Below are 16,053 nucleotides of genomic sequence, written 5' to 3'. Positions count from 1 at the left end.
TATAGTTCTCTAGGGCGCTCGAACGGACATTCATCTTGTTTTCAAAAATAAAAATTACACTTCAGAAACGAAGGGTTTTATGTGAAAAAGAAAATTATAAATGAAGTGGATAATTATGAATGGCAATTTGTATTTTTCCATCTTAAAATATTTTAGATGAAAAAATACTCAATTGCAATACACGGCGGTGCCGGAACACTTATAAAAGGCTTAATGACTCCCGAAAAAGAAACCCAATATACAGCTGCTCTAAATGAAGCTTTGGAAAAGGGATATGCTGTTTTGGAGAACAATGGTTCGGCTATGGACGCTGTGGAGACGGCAGTAATGCATTTGGAAAATTCGCCACTTTTTAATGCAGGACGGGGAAGCGTTTTTACCAATGATGGCACTCACGAAATGGATGCGGCAATAATGGATGGCCAAACTTTAGATGCTGGGGCGGTTTCCTTAATTAGCGGAATTAAAAACCCCATTTCATTAGCCCGGGATATTTTGGATAAAACAGAACACGTTTTTCTGGCGGGAGAAGGCGCTATGCGTTTTGCGAAAAGCTTGGATTACGCATTGGAAAAACCTGAATACTTTTATGATGAGTTGCGCTATCAACAGTGGCAGGACATAAAAGATAGCGATGCTTTTCAATTAGATCACAGTGCGAAAAAAGACAGCAAATTTGGAACGGTGGGTGCCGTGGCCTGCGATAGTAACGGAAACATTGCTGCAGCAACTTCAACTGGTGGAATGACCAACAAGCGTTGGGGGCGCGTGGGCGATAGCCCAATGATTGGCGCCGGTAATTACGCCAACAACAAAACCTGTGCTGTAAGCTGCACCGGAAGTGGCGAATTTTTTATCCGAGGTGTGGTAGCTTACGATGTGTCTTGTTTAATGGAATACAAAGGAATGTCTGTTGAAGAAGCCGCTAAAGAAGTCATCAATAAAAGAATTGTAGCAATTGGCGGCGACGGCGGTTTAATTGCCGTAGATGCCAAGGGCAATATAGCAATGCCTTTTAATACCGAAGGTATGTACCGCGGGTATAAAACTTCCGAAGGACAAAAGGAGATTTCTATTTATAAATAAATAAAAATTCTTAATCCTTTACTGCCAACCGTACCTCTATATTTATTTTGAAGTTACAGCGTTTCTGCATCTGTCATTTCAAGATGAATGGGAGAAATATGAATTCGCTTTTCTTTTATATCTAATTTATCACCATTGGCTAAAATGTGAACTTTTAAATTGGTTATAGACATCGGGGAGCCTTCAGGGACCGCATCGCGATTGTTGTGAATTAATCTGCGAGGGTCAAAAAGAATTACCATTCCCGAACCAATTACTTCGCAATTATTGCGATTTTTAATTACCAAGCCGGTGTCTTCGGCTAAGCCAATGCCTACGCGCAATGGAAATTTGGCCATTGCTTCTGCCAATCTTCCAAAACGGCCGCGACGAATAAAATGCGAATCGATAATAAAGTTTGGAATAAAGCTCATTCCTTTTCCCATACGTACAGCACCTTTGGTAAAAGCTTCCTGCACGCCACCACCCGTAATCATTTCTTCGCTCATACACATGGCTCCAGCACTGGTGCCTGCAATAACAAACTCTTCATTCTCGTACTTGTTCTTTATAATTTTATCTAAAGGAGTGCCGCCAATGTATTTTACTATTTTAGATTGATCGCCACCTGAGAACATTACGCAATCTGCTTTTTTCATCAGTTCCAAAAATTCTGGATTTTTGGCGTCTTTTCGTTCTCTGATGTCCATTACATGAACATTTTTACAACCTAATTTATTAAATGCGTCCAGATAATTTTCGCTTACTTCAACCGGAATGCTGGATGCGGTGGGTATTACAATTATTATTGCATCTATACCGCCGCTTTCTCGCACCACGCGAGATAGAATACCGTTCTCAATATATTCTAGTGTATATCTTTCGTTTTCTCCGTTTCCTTTGTCTTCATTTCCACCTATGGGGATTAGGGTGCCTTTAACGCTCATGGATTTATTTGTTTTGCGGGCAAAAATACGCTTATTGTTAGAAAAAATAATCATATATTTATCAAATTCATACGAAACTAACAAATCCGTCAACTTATGCGAATTAGAGAAATCAACGCCATGCGGGGACCTAACTACTGGTCTGTACGCCGTCATAAATTAATTGTAATGGTCCTAGATTTGGAGGAAATGGAAGAATTGCCATCCAATAAAATTGCCGGCTTTGGCGATAGGCTAAAAGCCATGTTTCCTACAATGTATAGCCATCGTTGCAGCGTGGGCGAGCCTGGTGGATTTTTCCAAAGAGTAGATGACGGCACTTGGATGGGGCATATTATCGAGCACATAGCTTTAGAAATTCAAACCTTGGCAGATATGGACACGGGTTTCGGAAGAACGCGCGATTATGGCGAAAAAGGCGTATATAATGTGGTATTCAGTTATATTGAAGAAAATGTGGGGCGTTATGCCGCAAAAGTTTCCGTAGCCATTTGTCAAGCATTAATTGATGGAGAAGATTACGATTTAGAACCAGATATTCAGCGAATGCGCGAAATACGCGAAGACGAACGATTGGGGCCAAGCACAGGATCCATTGTGGAAGAAGCTGAAAGTAGGGGGATTCCCTGGATTCGTCTAAATAAATACTCCCTTTGCCAACTGGGGTATGGAGCAAATCAAAAACGAATTCAGGCTACGGTTACTTCAGAAACCAGCAGTATAGGAGTTGAACTTGCGTGCGATAAAGAAGATACAAAATACCTATTGGAACAGGCTGAGGTGCTCGTGCCGCGTGGCGATATTATTGGCCGCGAAAGCAGTTTAAAAGAAGCTTGTAGCTATGTTGGCTTTCCACTGGTTGTTAAACCCGTAGGAGGAAATCACGGTCGCGGAATTACCGTTAACATAAAAAACTATGAAGACGCTTTAGTTGCATTTCACGCTGCAAAGGAAGTTTCGTCTAAAGTTATAATCGAAAAATATATAATTGGTGAAGATTATCGTGTGTTGGTAATCAACAATATTTTGGTGGCAGCCGCAAAACGCACTCCCGCCAATGTAGTGGGCGATGGTAAATCTACAATTAAAGAATTGGTTGATGTTGTTAATTTAGATCCGCGCCGAGGATACGGGCACGAAAATGTGCTCACAAAAATTACGATAAATAATTTAACGAAAACCGTTCTTGCCGCAAAAGGATATACTGAAGATTCAATCCCGCCGAAGGGTGAAATGGTAATTTTAAAAGACACAGCAAACCTGAGTACGGGCGGAACCGCCGAAGATGTTACAGATATATTGCATCCTTCAAATGTTTCCATGGTAGAACGAATTTCAAAAATAATAGATCTCGATATCTGTGGAATAGATATCATGACTACAGATATAAGTAAACCACTGGAAGAAACGGGTGGCGCTGTAATTGAAGTAAATGCCGGCCCAGGTTTTAGAATGCATTTGGCACCAACAACCGGCTTGCCCAGAAATGTTGCTGCCCCAGTTGTAGATAAACTTTTTCCGCAAGGAACAACGGGAAGGATCCCGATTATCGCAACTACGGGAACCAATGGAAAAACTACGACTACGAGGTTAATTGCCCACATGGCAAAAATGAAAGGTTATAGAGTGGGTTACACCACAAGCGACGGCGTTTACATCCAAAATAGATTGTTGATGAAAGGCGATTGTACCGGCCCCGCAAGTGCAGAGTTTGTTCTCAAAGACCCAACGGTAAATTTTGCCGTTTTAGAATGTGCCCGAGGTGGTTTATTGCGCGCTGGGCTAGGTTTTAAAAAATGCGATGTTGCTATTGTTACCAATGTAGCCGCAGATCATTTGGGATTAAAGGGAATACATACTGTTGAACAACTTGCAAAAGTTAAAGGTGTAATTCCAGAAACAGTGTTGCCCGATGGATATGCTATTTTAAATGCCGATGACGATTTGGTGTATGAAATGCGAAGAAATATAAACTGTAACCTTGCCCTATTCTCTATGAATGAAGAAAATCCGCGGATTTTGGCACTTCAAAAATTGGGTGGAATTACAGCTGTGTATGAAAACGGATATGTTACACTTTGCCGCGGCACGTGGAAAATGCGCATTATGAAAGCTGAAAATATTCCCTTAACCTATGGCGGTAAAGCTACGTTTATGATTCAAAATATTCTTCCAGCTATTATTGCAGCCAATGTGCGAGGCATTAGTATTGAAGATATGAAAATGGCTTTGGAAACTTTTATTCCTTCAGCTTCCCAAACACCTGGAAGATTAAATTTATTCGAGTTTGAAAATTTCACAATCTTACTCGATTATGCGCATAATCCGGCAGGAATGCGTGCGCTTAAAAATTTCACCGATAATCTTGAAGCAACCGTTAAAGTTGGAATAATTGCCGGTGTGGGCGATAGAAGGGAAGAAGACACCAATGAATTGGGAAGTATTGCCGCCGAAATGTTCGACGAGATAATAATTCGTCAAGACAAACATTTACGTGGCAAATCTGAAGAGGCACTCATTAAAATGCTCAATGATGGCATAAAAATGAAAGACCCGAACAAAAAAACAACTATTATTCCTTCTGAAAAGGAAGCCATTACCTACGCTGTTAAAAACGCGAAAAAGGGTTCGTTGATAATTTGCTGCAGCGACGTAATCCCTGATGCTTTAGAACTTGTAACGAAATTTAAGGAGCAGGAAAGTAAAGGTGAGTTAGTTTTTGCGCAGTAAAATGCAATAGACTTCACTTCTAAAATTCAATCTTAATTTAAAAAATTAGGGTTGTTTAAAAAGTTAGATTTTATATTAGCAAAAGCACAGTAGGGAATACGAGAACATTAATTCTCAATCTTGGTCTCAACTGTGCTTTATGCTTAATATGGAATCTTATGTGCTAGATTTTTTTCAAAATTAAACTTCGTCCTTTTAAAATTCCAAATAATAGAATATAACCGTAGCAAGCAATTACTAAGAGCAAGGCCAGTTTAAATCCTATATTATCGGTAAGAAAGCCATAAGCGGGTGGAATTACAGCGCCCCCAACAATTGCCATACACAGCAATCCTGAAGCCTGTGGTTTTAAATCGCCCAATCCGTCAATTGTTAAGGCAAAAATAGTTGGAAACATTATAGAATTAAAAAGTCCTACTGCAAGAATGGACCACATAGCTAGTAAGCCCGATGTATTCATAGAAACAAACAACATTAATACCGCCAGAAACGCAAAAATTGATAGCACTTTGGTCGGTGCAATTATTTTAGTTAAATAGGCGCCAATAAACCTACCTACCATAGCCCCGCTCCAATAAAATACAACGAAGGCTCCCACAATGGCTTTGGGATCTATGGCATTTAAATCGGTGTTTAAAAGGCTTTCGGCTAGGTATTTCATTGTTTCGTTTTGCAGGATTATTTCAGAAATATTCATGCTCATAAAATAGTTTACCAAATAACTGCCAATAGCAACTTCGGCGCCTACGTACAGAAAAATACCCAAAGCCCCGAGCATCACGATTTTGTTTTTTAACAGTTTTCCATAGCCGCCCACGGGACTTTTTTCCAAAATAGTTGGTAACTTTATAAACACAAATAGAAGCGCCAATAAGCCAATAAATGCAGCTATATACAGAAACGGCACTTGTACGGCCGAAGCTTCAGAAATGTAATAAGAGCTTTTTTCTGTATCTGATAGAACCAAAATTTCTTCCGAAGATTTTATAGTATCGCTCAATAAAAATGAAGCGCCAATTAAGGGAGCAATGGCAGTTCCTAAAGAGTTGAATGCTTGCGATAAATTTAAACGGCTGGAAGCGCCATCTTCACTTCCCAACACCGAAACATACGGATTTGCAGCAACTTGCAGAATTGTAATTCCGCCAGCCAACGTAAAATAAGCAACCATAAATAACCAGAATTGCCTGTCGGCAGCTGCGGGATAAAAAAGCAAACAACCAACTGCCATAGTAACCAAACCCACAATTATTCCTTTTTGATATCCAATTCGCGAAAGCAAAGCTCCTGCAGGGACGGAAATTACCAAATACGCTAAAAAGAAAGCGAACTGAACGAGTCCTGCCTGAAAATAACTCAGCTCAAAAACATCTTTTAATCGCGGTACTAGGCTATCAACCAAAACGGTGATAAAGCCCCAAAGAAAAAAGAGGATGGTTACAGTGATAAATGCGGAGCGGAAAGATTTTTTTTCGGTCATGATTGCTTGTTGTTAAAATTACTTCTTATCGTAAAAATTCGAGGAAAAGTTTTCGTTTTTATCGTTTTGATATTTCGTTACCCAAAATCCATCGTGAATTGCAAAATATCCCGTTTCGCCCTTTTTATTCACTGCAATATATCCCACTTGAAAGTCATTGTAATTGGGGTTCTTTTTTATTATTCTTCCAATTGCTTCTTCGCAAGCTTGCTGTGGCGTTTTGCCTTGGCGCATCAATTCAACAATTAGAAAACTGCCTACGGTTTTTAAAACTTCTTCGCCAAGACCTGTTGCGGTTGCACCTCCAATTTCATTATCGATAAAAAGGCCCGAACCAATTATTGGCGAATCGCCCACTCGACCGGCCATTTTATAAGCCAGGCCACTGGTTGTGCACCCGCCTGAAATATCACCGTTTTTGTCAATAGCGAGCATCCCGATGGTGTCGTGGTTTTCAATATTTATAATTGGTTTGTATTGTGAAGTTTTTTTCCATTCTTGCCAAGCTTTTTTTGAAGCGTCGGTGAGCAAATCTACTGGTTTAAATCCCTTAGCATACGCAAATTGTTCTGCTCCTTTTCCCGCCAAAATTACATGTGGGGTGTCTTCCATCACTTTTCGGGCAACGGAGATGGGATGCATAATATTTTGAAGATAAACCACAGCGCCATAATCGCCGTTCTTGTTCATAATACAGGCGTCCAAGGTTACATTTCCATCGCGATCGGGCAATCCGCCAATACCAACAGATTGTCCTTCGGCATTGGCTTCTTCAATCCTACATCCTTTTTCCACCGCATCGAGCGAAGAATTTCCTTCTTGCAAAACGCGCCAAGCTTCTGCAGTGCTATTATTTACGTTCCAAGTTGCTATTACTAGTGGAAAACCCGAAGCTTTATTTTGAGGATTTTTTTCTTCCGAGACTTCAGTTTTTATTTCCGAAGCGAAAACTGATGAGCCTACTGCAATTCCCAAAGTGGAAAGCGAAGCATTTTGAATGAATTTTCTGCGTTTCATAACATTTAAGTTTAGTTTTGATTATCGTTTCCCTTTAGTCTCGAGTCTAATTTATTTCACTTCTATTTCATCTACAAACAGCCAAGCTTTTCCGCCAAAACCCAAATGTTCTTTTGGTAAATCGCCGAAGTTTTTTGCCGTAATTTTTATGAATTGAACATTTTTATTTACATCAAATAAAATAGTTTTCGTTTTTACTTCTTCGGAAAGTTGCGCGGCATTCAGTTTTTGGATTGGCAATTGGGTAAAGTCTGTGCCATTTTCTGAAACCAGACAGATAACTTCGGTAGGAAAAAATATCCAGCTGCGCTGGTCTCTCAAAAAGTTTAGGCTAACAGATTTTACTTTCTTTTTAGAACCTAAATTAACTGTCGCTTTTAAATCTAAATCGTGATACCCTTGCCAAGTTCCCGTTCTAAAATCATTTGCCCCGTGAATGCCATCAATAAGTGCGTTTTTCCCGCCGCCGTTGTATTGATTTGCGTATTGGGTTTCTAAAGTTATGCTGAGGTTTGGGTCTATTTTGTAAAAATGTGTTGAGAGAATTTCGCTTTGTTTTTCAAAACCGTTGGAAGCGTAGGTTCTCAATTCAGTTTCTTCCGAAATTATAAACGGTTTCATATAAATTTTAAAATCCGAGCCATCTAAACTATAGAATATTTCGGATTCAGACGGAGCAATTCCTAACGAAATTTCGGTTTCATTTTTAAAAGCTACATCGCCTTTTGCAATAAATGGAGCCGGAACAATTAAATTTTCAGTGATTTCCATCTTCGGAATTTCCTTGTCTTTTGTGGCCCAATCTGAAGGCTTATCAGTCATTTTAAAAACTAAATTCCCACCCTTTACAATTTCAGAATGGTTGATAAAACTTTGGTTTAAAGGGTTTCCATTTAAAGTTGCCGAAGCGATATATTTGTTCTTGTCTGAAATATTCTGAGCCTCAATTTTAAAAATTTTACCATCTTCCAAATTAATTGTTGCTTTTTCGAACAAAGGTGTTCCAATAATATATTGGTTGCTCGCGGGCGTTACAGGGTAAAAACCCATCGCACTAAAAATGTACCAAGCGCTCATTTGTCCACAATCTTCGTTTCCTGAGATTCCGTCGGGTGTATTTTGGTACAATTCATTTAAAATCCGGTGTACTTTTTCCTGTGTTTTTGCAGGTTTATTTACAAAATTGTAGAGATAGGCCATATGGTGGCTGGGCTCGTTTCCGTGTGCGTATTGACCAATGAGCCCTGTAATATCTGCCTGTTGGCGACCTGAAGTTTCTTGTTTTGCTGTAAAAAGTTTATCGAGCTGTTTTTCAAATTCGGCTTTTCCTCCCATTAAATTTATCAAACCCGAAATGTCTTGCGGCACGTAGAAACTGTATTGCCACGAATTGGCTTCGGTGTAGTTGAAATTTACTTCGTACGGGTCAAATGGCGCAAACCACGTATTGCGGAAACGGCCGCGCATAAACTTGGTTTCGGGGTCGAAAACATTTTTATAATACTGCGCTCTTTCCAAATAAATCTGGTATTCTACCATATTGCCCATCGCTTTTGCCATTTGCGCAATCGTCCAATCGTCGTAGGCATATTCCAATGTTTTTGAAACAGATTCGCTTTCTTCTTCCACCGGTATAAATCCGAATTCTTTATAGCTTTTTAAGCCTAATTTATCTTGCATGGCGCTATGCGTTATCGCATTGAAAGCGCTATCTGCGTTAAAGCCGCGAATACCTTTTAAATACGCATCAACAATGACGGGCACGGCGTGGTAACCAATCATACAACCCGTGTAATTGGCTGCCAATGGCCAAATGGGAAGAATTCCGCCTTCGTCGTGCTTTGCTAAAAGTGAATTGATAAAATGGTTGGTGCGCTCTTGCTCAATGATAGTATATAGCGGATGTGTGGCACGATACGTGTCCCAAAGTGAAAAAACGGTATAGTTTGTAAAATCGTTGGATTGATGAATTTTTAAATCCATTCCGCGGTAGCGTCCGTCCATATCTTGATACAAATTTGGCGCTAGCATTGTGTGATAAAGCGCGGTGTAAAAAATGGTTTTTTGATCTTTGTTTTCGGTGTCGATTTCAATTTTCTCAAGTTGGTTTTCCCAAGCAGCTTCGGCTTCGGATTTTATTTGCTGAAAAGTTTTATTGCCGATTTCAGCTTCGAGATTTTTTTTTGCTCCGGCTTCATCTACTGCAGAAATTGCTATTTTTATTTCCAACTCGTTTCCTTTGGAAGGGTCAAATTCAAAAGCAGCTATTACTTTCTCGCCTTTGGTTTTAGCGTTTAAATAAGTAACATTTTTATAGGGTCGTGAAAACTGAATGTTATAAAAAAGCCGTTGATCTTTAGCCCAAGCATCAGAATGCCGATGACCCGAAATCTCCGTATTTGAAAGCACTTTTACTTCAGAACTTAAAACTTTGTCGCGATGATCTAAATCGAGAATTACTATTTGTTTTGAATTTTTCGGGAAGGAATAGTGATGCATTCCGCTTCTTTCGGAAACGGTGAGCTTTACTTCAATATTGGTTTCATCTAAAAGTACGCTGTAATAACCTGGGGAGGCAGTTTCGTTTTCGTGTGAAAAATGTGCGCGATAACCCTTTTTCCGATCGTCACCATTGTTGAAATTAATAGCGTTTGTAGGCATTAACAAAACATCGCCATAATCGCTAACACCAGTACCGCTTAAATGAGTGTGCGAAAATCCGTAAATATATTGGTCGCTATAATGATAGCCACTGCATCCGTCCCAGCCCTCTAAACGCGTATCGGGGCTCAGTTGCATCATTCCGTAAGGCATCGAAGCGCCCGGATAAGTGTGGCCGTGCCCACCCGTACCAATAAATGGATTTACAAAGGAGATTAGTTTTTCAGAAGAAGATTGCTGTGAAAAACAGAAAATAGTACTTACAAAAAATAGCAGGGAGAAAATGTTTCGCATTATAAAAAAATATTGGGAAAAGATACTAAAACCGTTAAAATAAAGTGAACAGTAGTTTCAATTTTTTGAAACATACTATCTTTAAAAATTCTATTTATACTATGCGTTGGTTCATTTTTATTCTCTTTTACATTCTTGTTGATATTTATGCCTTTCAGGCAGTAAAAACTATTACGAAAAGTCCGTGGTTGTACGGGTTGTACGTTTTTATTTCATTGGCTGTTTTGGCGGCACTTATTTATCAACTTTCTACTTTGGGTGCTGGCAGGGTATTGGATGTAAATGCTATGTATGTTTTTGGTGTTTTTATCGCGGTTTTTATTCCAAAATTAATCGTGGTTATTTTTATGTTTGGGGAAGATATTGTCAGGTTTTTTACTGGAATTTTTATGAAAGTGGCAGGTAGTAGTGATGCGCCATTTATGGGTTCTCGAAGAAAATTTGTAAGCACTATTGCCCTGGGAATTGCGGCTATTCCTTTTGCATCGTTGCTCTATGGCATGTTTCAAGGAAAATATAATTATAAAGTCTTAAAATACGCTTTGGAATTTGATGACCTTCCCGAAGCTTTTGACGGGTTTACACTCACACAAATTAGCGACATTCACAGTGGTAGTTTTGACAATCATCACAAAGTAGAATATGCTGTAAATCTTATAAACGAACAGCAGAGCGATGTAATTTTGTTTACCGGCGATTTAGTAAATAACCTTGCCGATGAAATGGACGAGTGGAAAAATCTTTTTTCTACCTTATCGGCACCGCAGGGTGTTTTTTCGGTTTTGGGAAATCATGATTACGGCGATTATGTAACGTGGAACAGTGCTAAAGAACAAGCCCAAAATCTTGAAAAACTGAAAATGATTCAAAAGGAAATGGGCTGGAATTTATTGCTTAATGAAAATAGATATATTGAAAGGGACGGACAGAAGATAGCTGTTGTTGGCGTAGAAAATTGGGGCCTTAACGGATTTAAGCAAGCTGGAGATTTGGACAAAGCAGTTGCAGGAATCTCAGATACAGACTTTAAAATTTTATTGAGTCACGATCCATCGCATTGGCAGGCGCAGGTAAAGGAGGATGGGCGTAACTTTCAACTTACTTTAAGTGGGCACACCCACGGTATGCAATTTGGAATTGAAATTCCCGGGATTATAAAATGGAGCCCTATAAAATACAGATATGAAAATTGGGCAGGAATTTATGAAGAGCTAGGGAGATATATAAATGTAAATCGCGGTTTTGGATTTTTAGGATATCCCGGAAGGGTGGGTATTTGGCCCGAAATAACTGTTATTCAGCTTAAAAGAAAAAACGCTTAAACGACTAATAAACGAACGAGTTCTTAATTTTTAAAACTAAAGTAAAACGAACATTTTTGAAAACTTTGGGCACTTTATAGCACTTAGGTACTTTGGGCGCTAATTTTATTATATTTGTAATACACTTACTCAACTAACATACTAGGCTAATGTCAAAATTTGGAGAATTAATTGAAACAAAAATCCCAGTTCTGTTAGATTTTTATGCAGAATGGGACGAACCTAGCAAAGAAATGCACCCCATTTTAAGAGATGTTGCGGCTGCACTTGGCGATAAGGCACGAGTTATAAAAATAGACGTTGAAAAAAATAAAGAGTTGGCCGATGCCTTGCGCGTAAAAGGGCTTCCCACCCTTATGATTTATAAAAATGGCGAAATGAAATGGCGGCAAAGTGGCGAGCAAGATGCCAATACGTTAATTGGGCTTGTGAATGAGTACGTTTAAGTGAAAATTTTAAATACTATATCGGTAAACACTTCCAGCCTTTTTCTGAAATAAACGATAGAACCTTCGGCAGTACAAAACGAAGGTTTTTTTCTGCTTTTAAACTATCGTGAAACACAATTACACTTCCCGGTTTTATATTTTTTAAAACATTTTGAAGGCATTTTTCTGCTGAAACAAATTTGTCGTAATCATAGCTTATTATAGACCACATTACAATTTTATATCCTTTTTTCTGAAGTATGCTTGCCTGTTTTAAAGTTATTTTCCCGTAAGGAGGCCTAAATAATTTTGAAATCTGAATTTGGTTTTCAATATGCTTGGCACTTACATTATTAGCCATCTGTTTTTTGGCTTCCTCAACGTTTTTAATATACGTTGAGGTTTTTGTTTTCCAGCCATTTAAATGATTAAATGTATGGTTGCCCACCGAATGCTTTTCTGCAATTATCCTTTGAAAAATCTCAGGGTTTTTTTGAACGTTTTCACCTATGCAAAAAAATGTGGCTTTTGCATTGTATTTCTTTAGCGTATCTAAGACCCAAGGCGTAATTTCTGGAATGGGGCCATCATCAAAAGTAAGATAGATATTGTTTTTTGTATGCGAAAATGCCCAAATTCGTTCAGGGTACAACCACTGAATTAATTTGGGCATTTTTACAAAATTAAGTTGCAATTAGAATTAATTTAAGGGTGCTTCTTCTAAAATTTCATTGGTAGGTTCTTGCTGCATTTTTTCCAAAAGACTTGAATCTATAGGAATTTCAATAGTTGAATCTTTTTGAAGATCCTTATCTAAATCCATAGCTTCATCGGGCGAATAGAAGTGGCGGAACAGTTTTAAATACTCATTAAACTCTTTGGCTTCTGCGCGGCCGTATTCTTCTTTATCATATACCACGACAACCTGAACCAAACCGCGATAACGCTCCATATCGCTTATAATATCTTCAGCAATAGCACGTTGTTTATTGAATTTTAGGCTGTTGTAATACAGCAGATTCTCCTGATATTTTTCAGAAACATCTTGATAAACTTTTCGCGCTTTTTCGGGTTTGCTCAGTTCGTAATATCCAATTACAAATGGCTCTAATAACGAATAGTATTCAAAATAATCTATCGGCATTTTCTCCATTGCTAAATCGAGCACTTTTTCGGCTTTTTCTAATTTTCCTTCGTTTATAAGCGCTTCGGCAAGACGTGCGAGATTACTGCGGTAGGTTATTCCGTTTCTACGGGTTTCGGTATCGTGATAAATATCCGGACTGCCGCTATTGCCCCAATCCCAAGACATAACAATATTGTACATTTTATCGGCGTCTATTCGGCCCATATCAAAAGGACTTCTTTTGTCTAATGGCGTTTTTATTGGCACCAATTTATAAACCACACCTTCTAATTGCAGATAATCTTTCATCCACAAATAATCGTCATCTCCAAAACTTCCACCGCTAAAATAAATAGGTCGTTCCCAATTATTGTTTGCAATTATATCTAGCATCATCATTCTATTTTTGTAAATAATGTCGCCTTTAAGGTTAATATCTATATATGGTACTATACGATCTGCATCTTTTGGATCTACAATGCCATTTTTCAATACAGCCTCTTTATCTACCGGTATGCGGATTACCTTGGAAGGGAAGGTGTTTACTACCTGCCCACTCGGAAGTTCCATTTGTGTAGCCGGGCTATCGTTGGCTACAAAATTCATCCACGTTTTAATATCAATTGTATCTTTATTGGTTTTTTGAAAGATTAAGAAGTCGCGTGTACCCCATCGGTATTTTTCGTGTGTTAATTGTGATGGAATTGGATCGCTAGTAAAGGCTTTCTTCTTCATATCGTCTATATACCAATCTGTTTGGAATAGGCTTGTGTTAATAATACGCACATCCTGCCTGTATCCTTCCACATTTTGTGCATACCAAAGCGCAAAAGTGTCGTTGTCTCCAATTGTAAAAAGAATTGCGTTTTTATCGCAGGAATCTAGGTACATTTTACCCATAGACTGTGCGGTATAACGGTTGCTTCTGTCGTGGTCATCCCAGTTTTGGGTGGCGAGCAAAACGGGTGCCGCCAAGGTGGTAATTAAAAGCACCACGGGTAAGGCAATTTTAGGTTTTAAATACTCTTTGGCCAAATCAAAAAGCGCATAAACACCATAGCCTATCCACATTGCAAAAACGTAAAAACTACCAACTAACGCATAGTCACGTTCTCGCGGTTCAAAAGGGCGTTCATTTAAATAAATTTTTAGTGCTAAACCTGTGAACAGAAAAAACACAAGTAGTACCCAAAAACTTTTTTGATCGTTTTTAAAGTGAAATACCAAACCAATTACCCCCAAAATAAGCGGTAGGAAATAGTAGGTATTTCGGGCTTTGTTTTCTTTCATATCGCTCGGCAACATATCTTGATTGCCTAGGCGCAGTTCGTCTATAAATTTAATGCCGCTTAGCCAATTGCCATGTAAATCTGTATAGCGTCCTTGAACATCGTCTTGTCTTCCGGTAAAATTCCACATAAAATAGCGCCAGTACATATATCCAAATTGAAATTCGAGCATAAATTTCATATTCTGGAAAAATGAGGGCTTTTGTATATCGAGAAATTGATTGAAATTCTTTAAAAATTTATCGTAATCAGTTTTATCAACGAGGCCTTGGTTATAAGCTTGTTTAAACTTATTTACTTCGTCAACCAATCGCGGTTCATTTAAATATTCGCTTTTAACCGAAAAGTCTAAACCGCCCGTAAATTCCATATAATTGGCAGTGTGCTCTGTACTCCACATACGAGGCATGAACGCTTTCTGTGAATCTTCGGTGTTTTGGCCAGCATTTTTGTAATTGTTTACAATAATATATTTGCCAGTGGCTTCGTCTTTTTCATATTTGGGTTTTTCATCTTTATACGGATTGTCTTCATCTAAACCAGCGTAGGTTTCAGTAAAAAGAGGTCCGTAAAACAAATGTGTTTCGGGGTATTGCTCGCGGTTGTAATACGCCAAGAGTTCGCGCGCATTGTTTGGATTATTTTCATTAATTACCGTTCCGGCATTTGCCCGAATAGGTAGCATTAACCAACTTGAAAACCCAATAAATATAAAGAGAACGGAGAGTAAAAGGGTGTTGAGCTGAACAAATCCTTTATTTCGGGTATAGCGAAGTCCATAAATAAATAGGACAATAAAGAGAAGTGCGGCAAAAATAGTTCCCGAGTTAAAAGGCAGTCCAATGTTATTGACGAAGAATAATTCTGAGGCGCTAAAAAACTTCATCGTCATTGGCAATAACAATTTAAAGATAAAAAGTAAAATTGCAACAGTGACAATATTGGCTATGATAAAATTTTTAACCGTAACTGTTTTATAGTGTTTAAAGAAATATAAAAATCCGATTGCCGGAATAGTAAGCAGCGCCATAAAGTGAACCCCGAATGACAAGCCAATAATAAATGCGATAAGAATTACCCATCGATTGCCACGTGGCTCAAACATTTCGCGTTCCCAACGCAGGGCAGTATAGAATAGAACAGACATTAAAAAAGCCGCACTAGCATAAACCTCTGCTTCTACGGCGTTAAACCAAAAACTATCAGTAAAGGTAAATGCCAGCGCTCCAACGGCTGCACTTCCAATAATTGCCATGGCCGAAGTTTTGTTTATGTCTTGATGTTTCGAAATTAAATTGGACAGTAAAATAGTGAGCGACCAAAACATAAAAAGAATGGTAAATGCACTCGAAAAAACGGACATTAAATTTATGGTAAGTGCAATTTGCGAAGCATCTGCCGCAAAAATGGAGAAAAAAGCACCCAGCAATTGATATAAAGGAGCTCCCGGTGGGTGTCCGACCTCCAAATTACTGGCAGTAGTTATGTATTCGCCGGCATCCCAAAAACTAGCAGTTGGTTCAACGGTTAACCAATAGGTTGTAAGGGCAATAGCAAAGACGAGCCAACCTGTAATTTTGTTCCATTTAGTAAAATTGAAAGAACCCATAAGCACTAAAAAATTTTTATGGGACGAATTTACTAATAATATAGATAGCCCCACATATGTAAATGAGGTAACGTGCAATAAGTGA

At 38.7% G+C, this 16,053-nt stretch carries 10 protein-coding genes; 4 read left to right on the top strand and 6 right to left on the bottom strand.

Annotation, left to right across the window (positions count from 1 at the left end; genetic code table 11):
• Positions 1-156 precede the first annotated feature (156 nt).
• A complete protein-coding gene (locus VZD24_RS02755) occupies positions 157-1,086 on the top strand; it encodes an isoaspartyl peptidase/L-asparaginase family protein (protein WP_279449903.1) in 930 nt (309 codons plus the stop codon).
• Positions 1,087-1,139: 53 nt separating this feature from the next.
• Here VZD24_RS02755 and VZD24_RS02750 read toward each other — a convergent pair whose 3' ends face one another.
• Entirely contained in the window at positions 1,140-2,012 is an 873-nt protein-coding gene (locus tag VZD24_RS02750; protein WP_342686921.1) for a cyanophycinase, read from the bottom strand.
• A 96-nt stretch (positions 2,013-2,108) separates the two neighbouring features.
• Between VZD24_RS02750 and cphA the strand changes: the two genes are divergently transcribed.
• Positions 2,109-4,742, top strand: coding sequence for a cyanophycin synthetase (cphA, locus tag VZD24_RS02745; RefSeq protein WP_279449905.1), 2,634 nt, complete (start codon positions 2,109-2,111; stop codon positions 4,740-4,742).
• A gap of 163 nt (positions 4,743-4,905) precedes the next feature.
• Here the strand turns inward: cphA and VZD24_RS02740 are convergent, their stop codons facing one another.
• The 3 genes from VZD24_RS02740 to VZD24_RS02730 are packed head-to-tail and all read right to left on the bottom strand — an operon-like array spanning position 4,906 to position 10,194.
• Complete coding sequence (locus VZD24_RS02740) at positions 4,906-6,222, bottom strand: sugar MFS transporter (RefSeq protein WP_279449906.1); 1,317 nt, start codon at positions 6,220-6,222, stop codon at positions 4,906-4,908.
• An 18-nt stretch (positions 6,223-6,240) separates the two neighbouring features.
• On the bottom strand, positions 6,241-7,239 hold the full coding sequence (locus VZD24_RS02735; RefSeq protein WP_279449907.1) for an isoaspartyl peptidase/L-asparaginase family protein: 999 nt from the start codon (positions 7,237-7,239) through the stop codon (positions 6,241-6,243).
• 51 nt (positions 7,240-7,290) lie between these two features.
• Positions 7,291-10,194: a GH92 family glycosyl hydrolase gene (locus tag VZD24_RS02730; RefSeq protein ID WP_342686922.1), complete on the bottom strand. Its 2,904-nt coding sequence runs from the start codon at positions 10,192-10,194 to the stop codon at positions 7,291-7,293.
• 101 nt (positions 10,195-10,295) lie between these two features.
• Here VZD24_RS02730 and VZD24_RS02725 point away from each other — a divergent pair, with 101 nt between their 5' ends.
• Positions 10,296-11,516: a metallophosphoesterase gene (locus VZD24_RS02725; RefSeq protein ID WP_342686923.1), complete on the top strand. Its 1,221-nt coding sequence runs from the start codon at positions 10,296-10,298 to the stop codon at positions 11,514-11,516.
• A gap of 149 nt (positions 11,517-11,665) precedes the next feature.
• Positions 11,666-11,962 carry a thioredoxin family protein gene (locus tag VZD24_RS02720; RefSeq protein WP_279449910.1) on the top strand — a complete coding sequence of 99 codons (297 nt, stop codon included), beginning with the start codon at positions 11,666-11,668 and terminating at the stop codon, positions 11,960-11,962.
• 16 nt (positions 11,963-11,978) lie between these two features.
• Here the strand turns inward: VZD24_RS02720 and VZD24_RS02715 are convergent, their stop codons facing one another.
• On the bottom strand, positions 11,979-12,617 hold the full coding sequence (locus VZD24_RS02715) for a polysaccharide deacetylase family protein (RefSeq protein ID WP_342686924.1): 639 nt from the start codon (positions 12,615-12,617) through the stop codon (positions 11,979-11,981).
• Positions 12,618-12,644: 27 nt separating this feature from the next.
• On the bottom strand, positions 12,645-15,968 hold the full coding sequence (locus VZD24_RS02710; protein ID WP_342686925.1) for a protein O-mannosyl-transferase family: 3,324 nt from the start codon (positions 15,966-15,968) through the stop codon (positions 12,645-12,647).
• Between the last annotated feature and the right edge of the window lie 85 nt (positions 15,969-16,053).

The sequence above is a fragment of the Aequorivita flava genome (genome assembly GCF_038742595.1).
In the GTDB taxonomy this organism is placed as follows: domain Bacteria; phylum Bacteroidota; class Bacteroidia; order Flavobacteriales; family Flavobacteriaceae; genus Aequorivita; species Aequorivita marisscotiae.
This window is presented reverse-complemented; position numbering and strand designations above follow the sequence as displayed.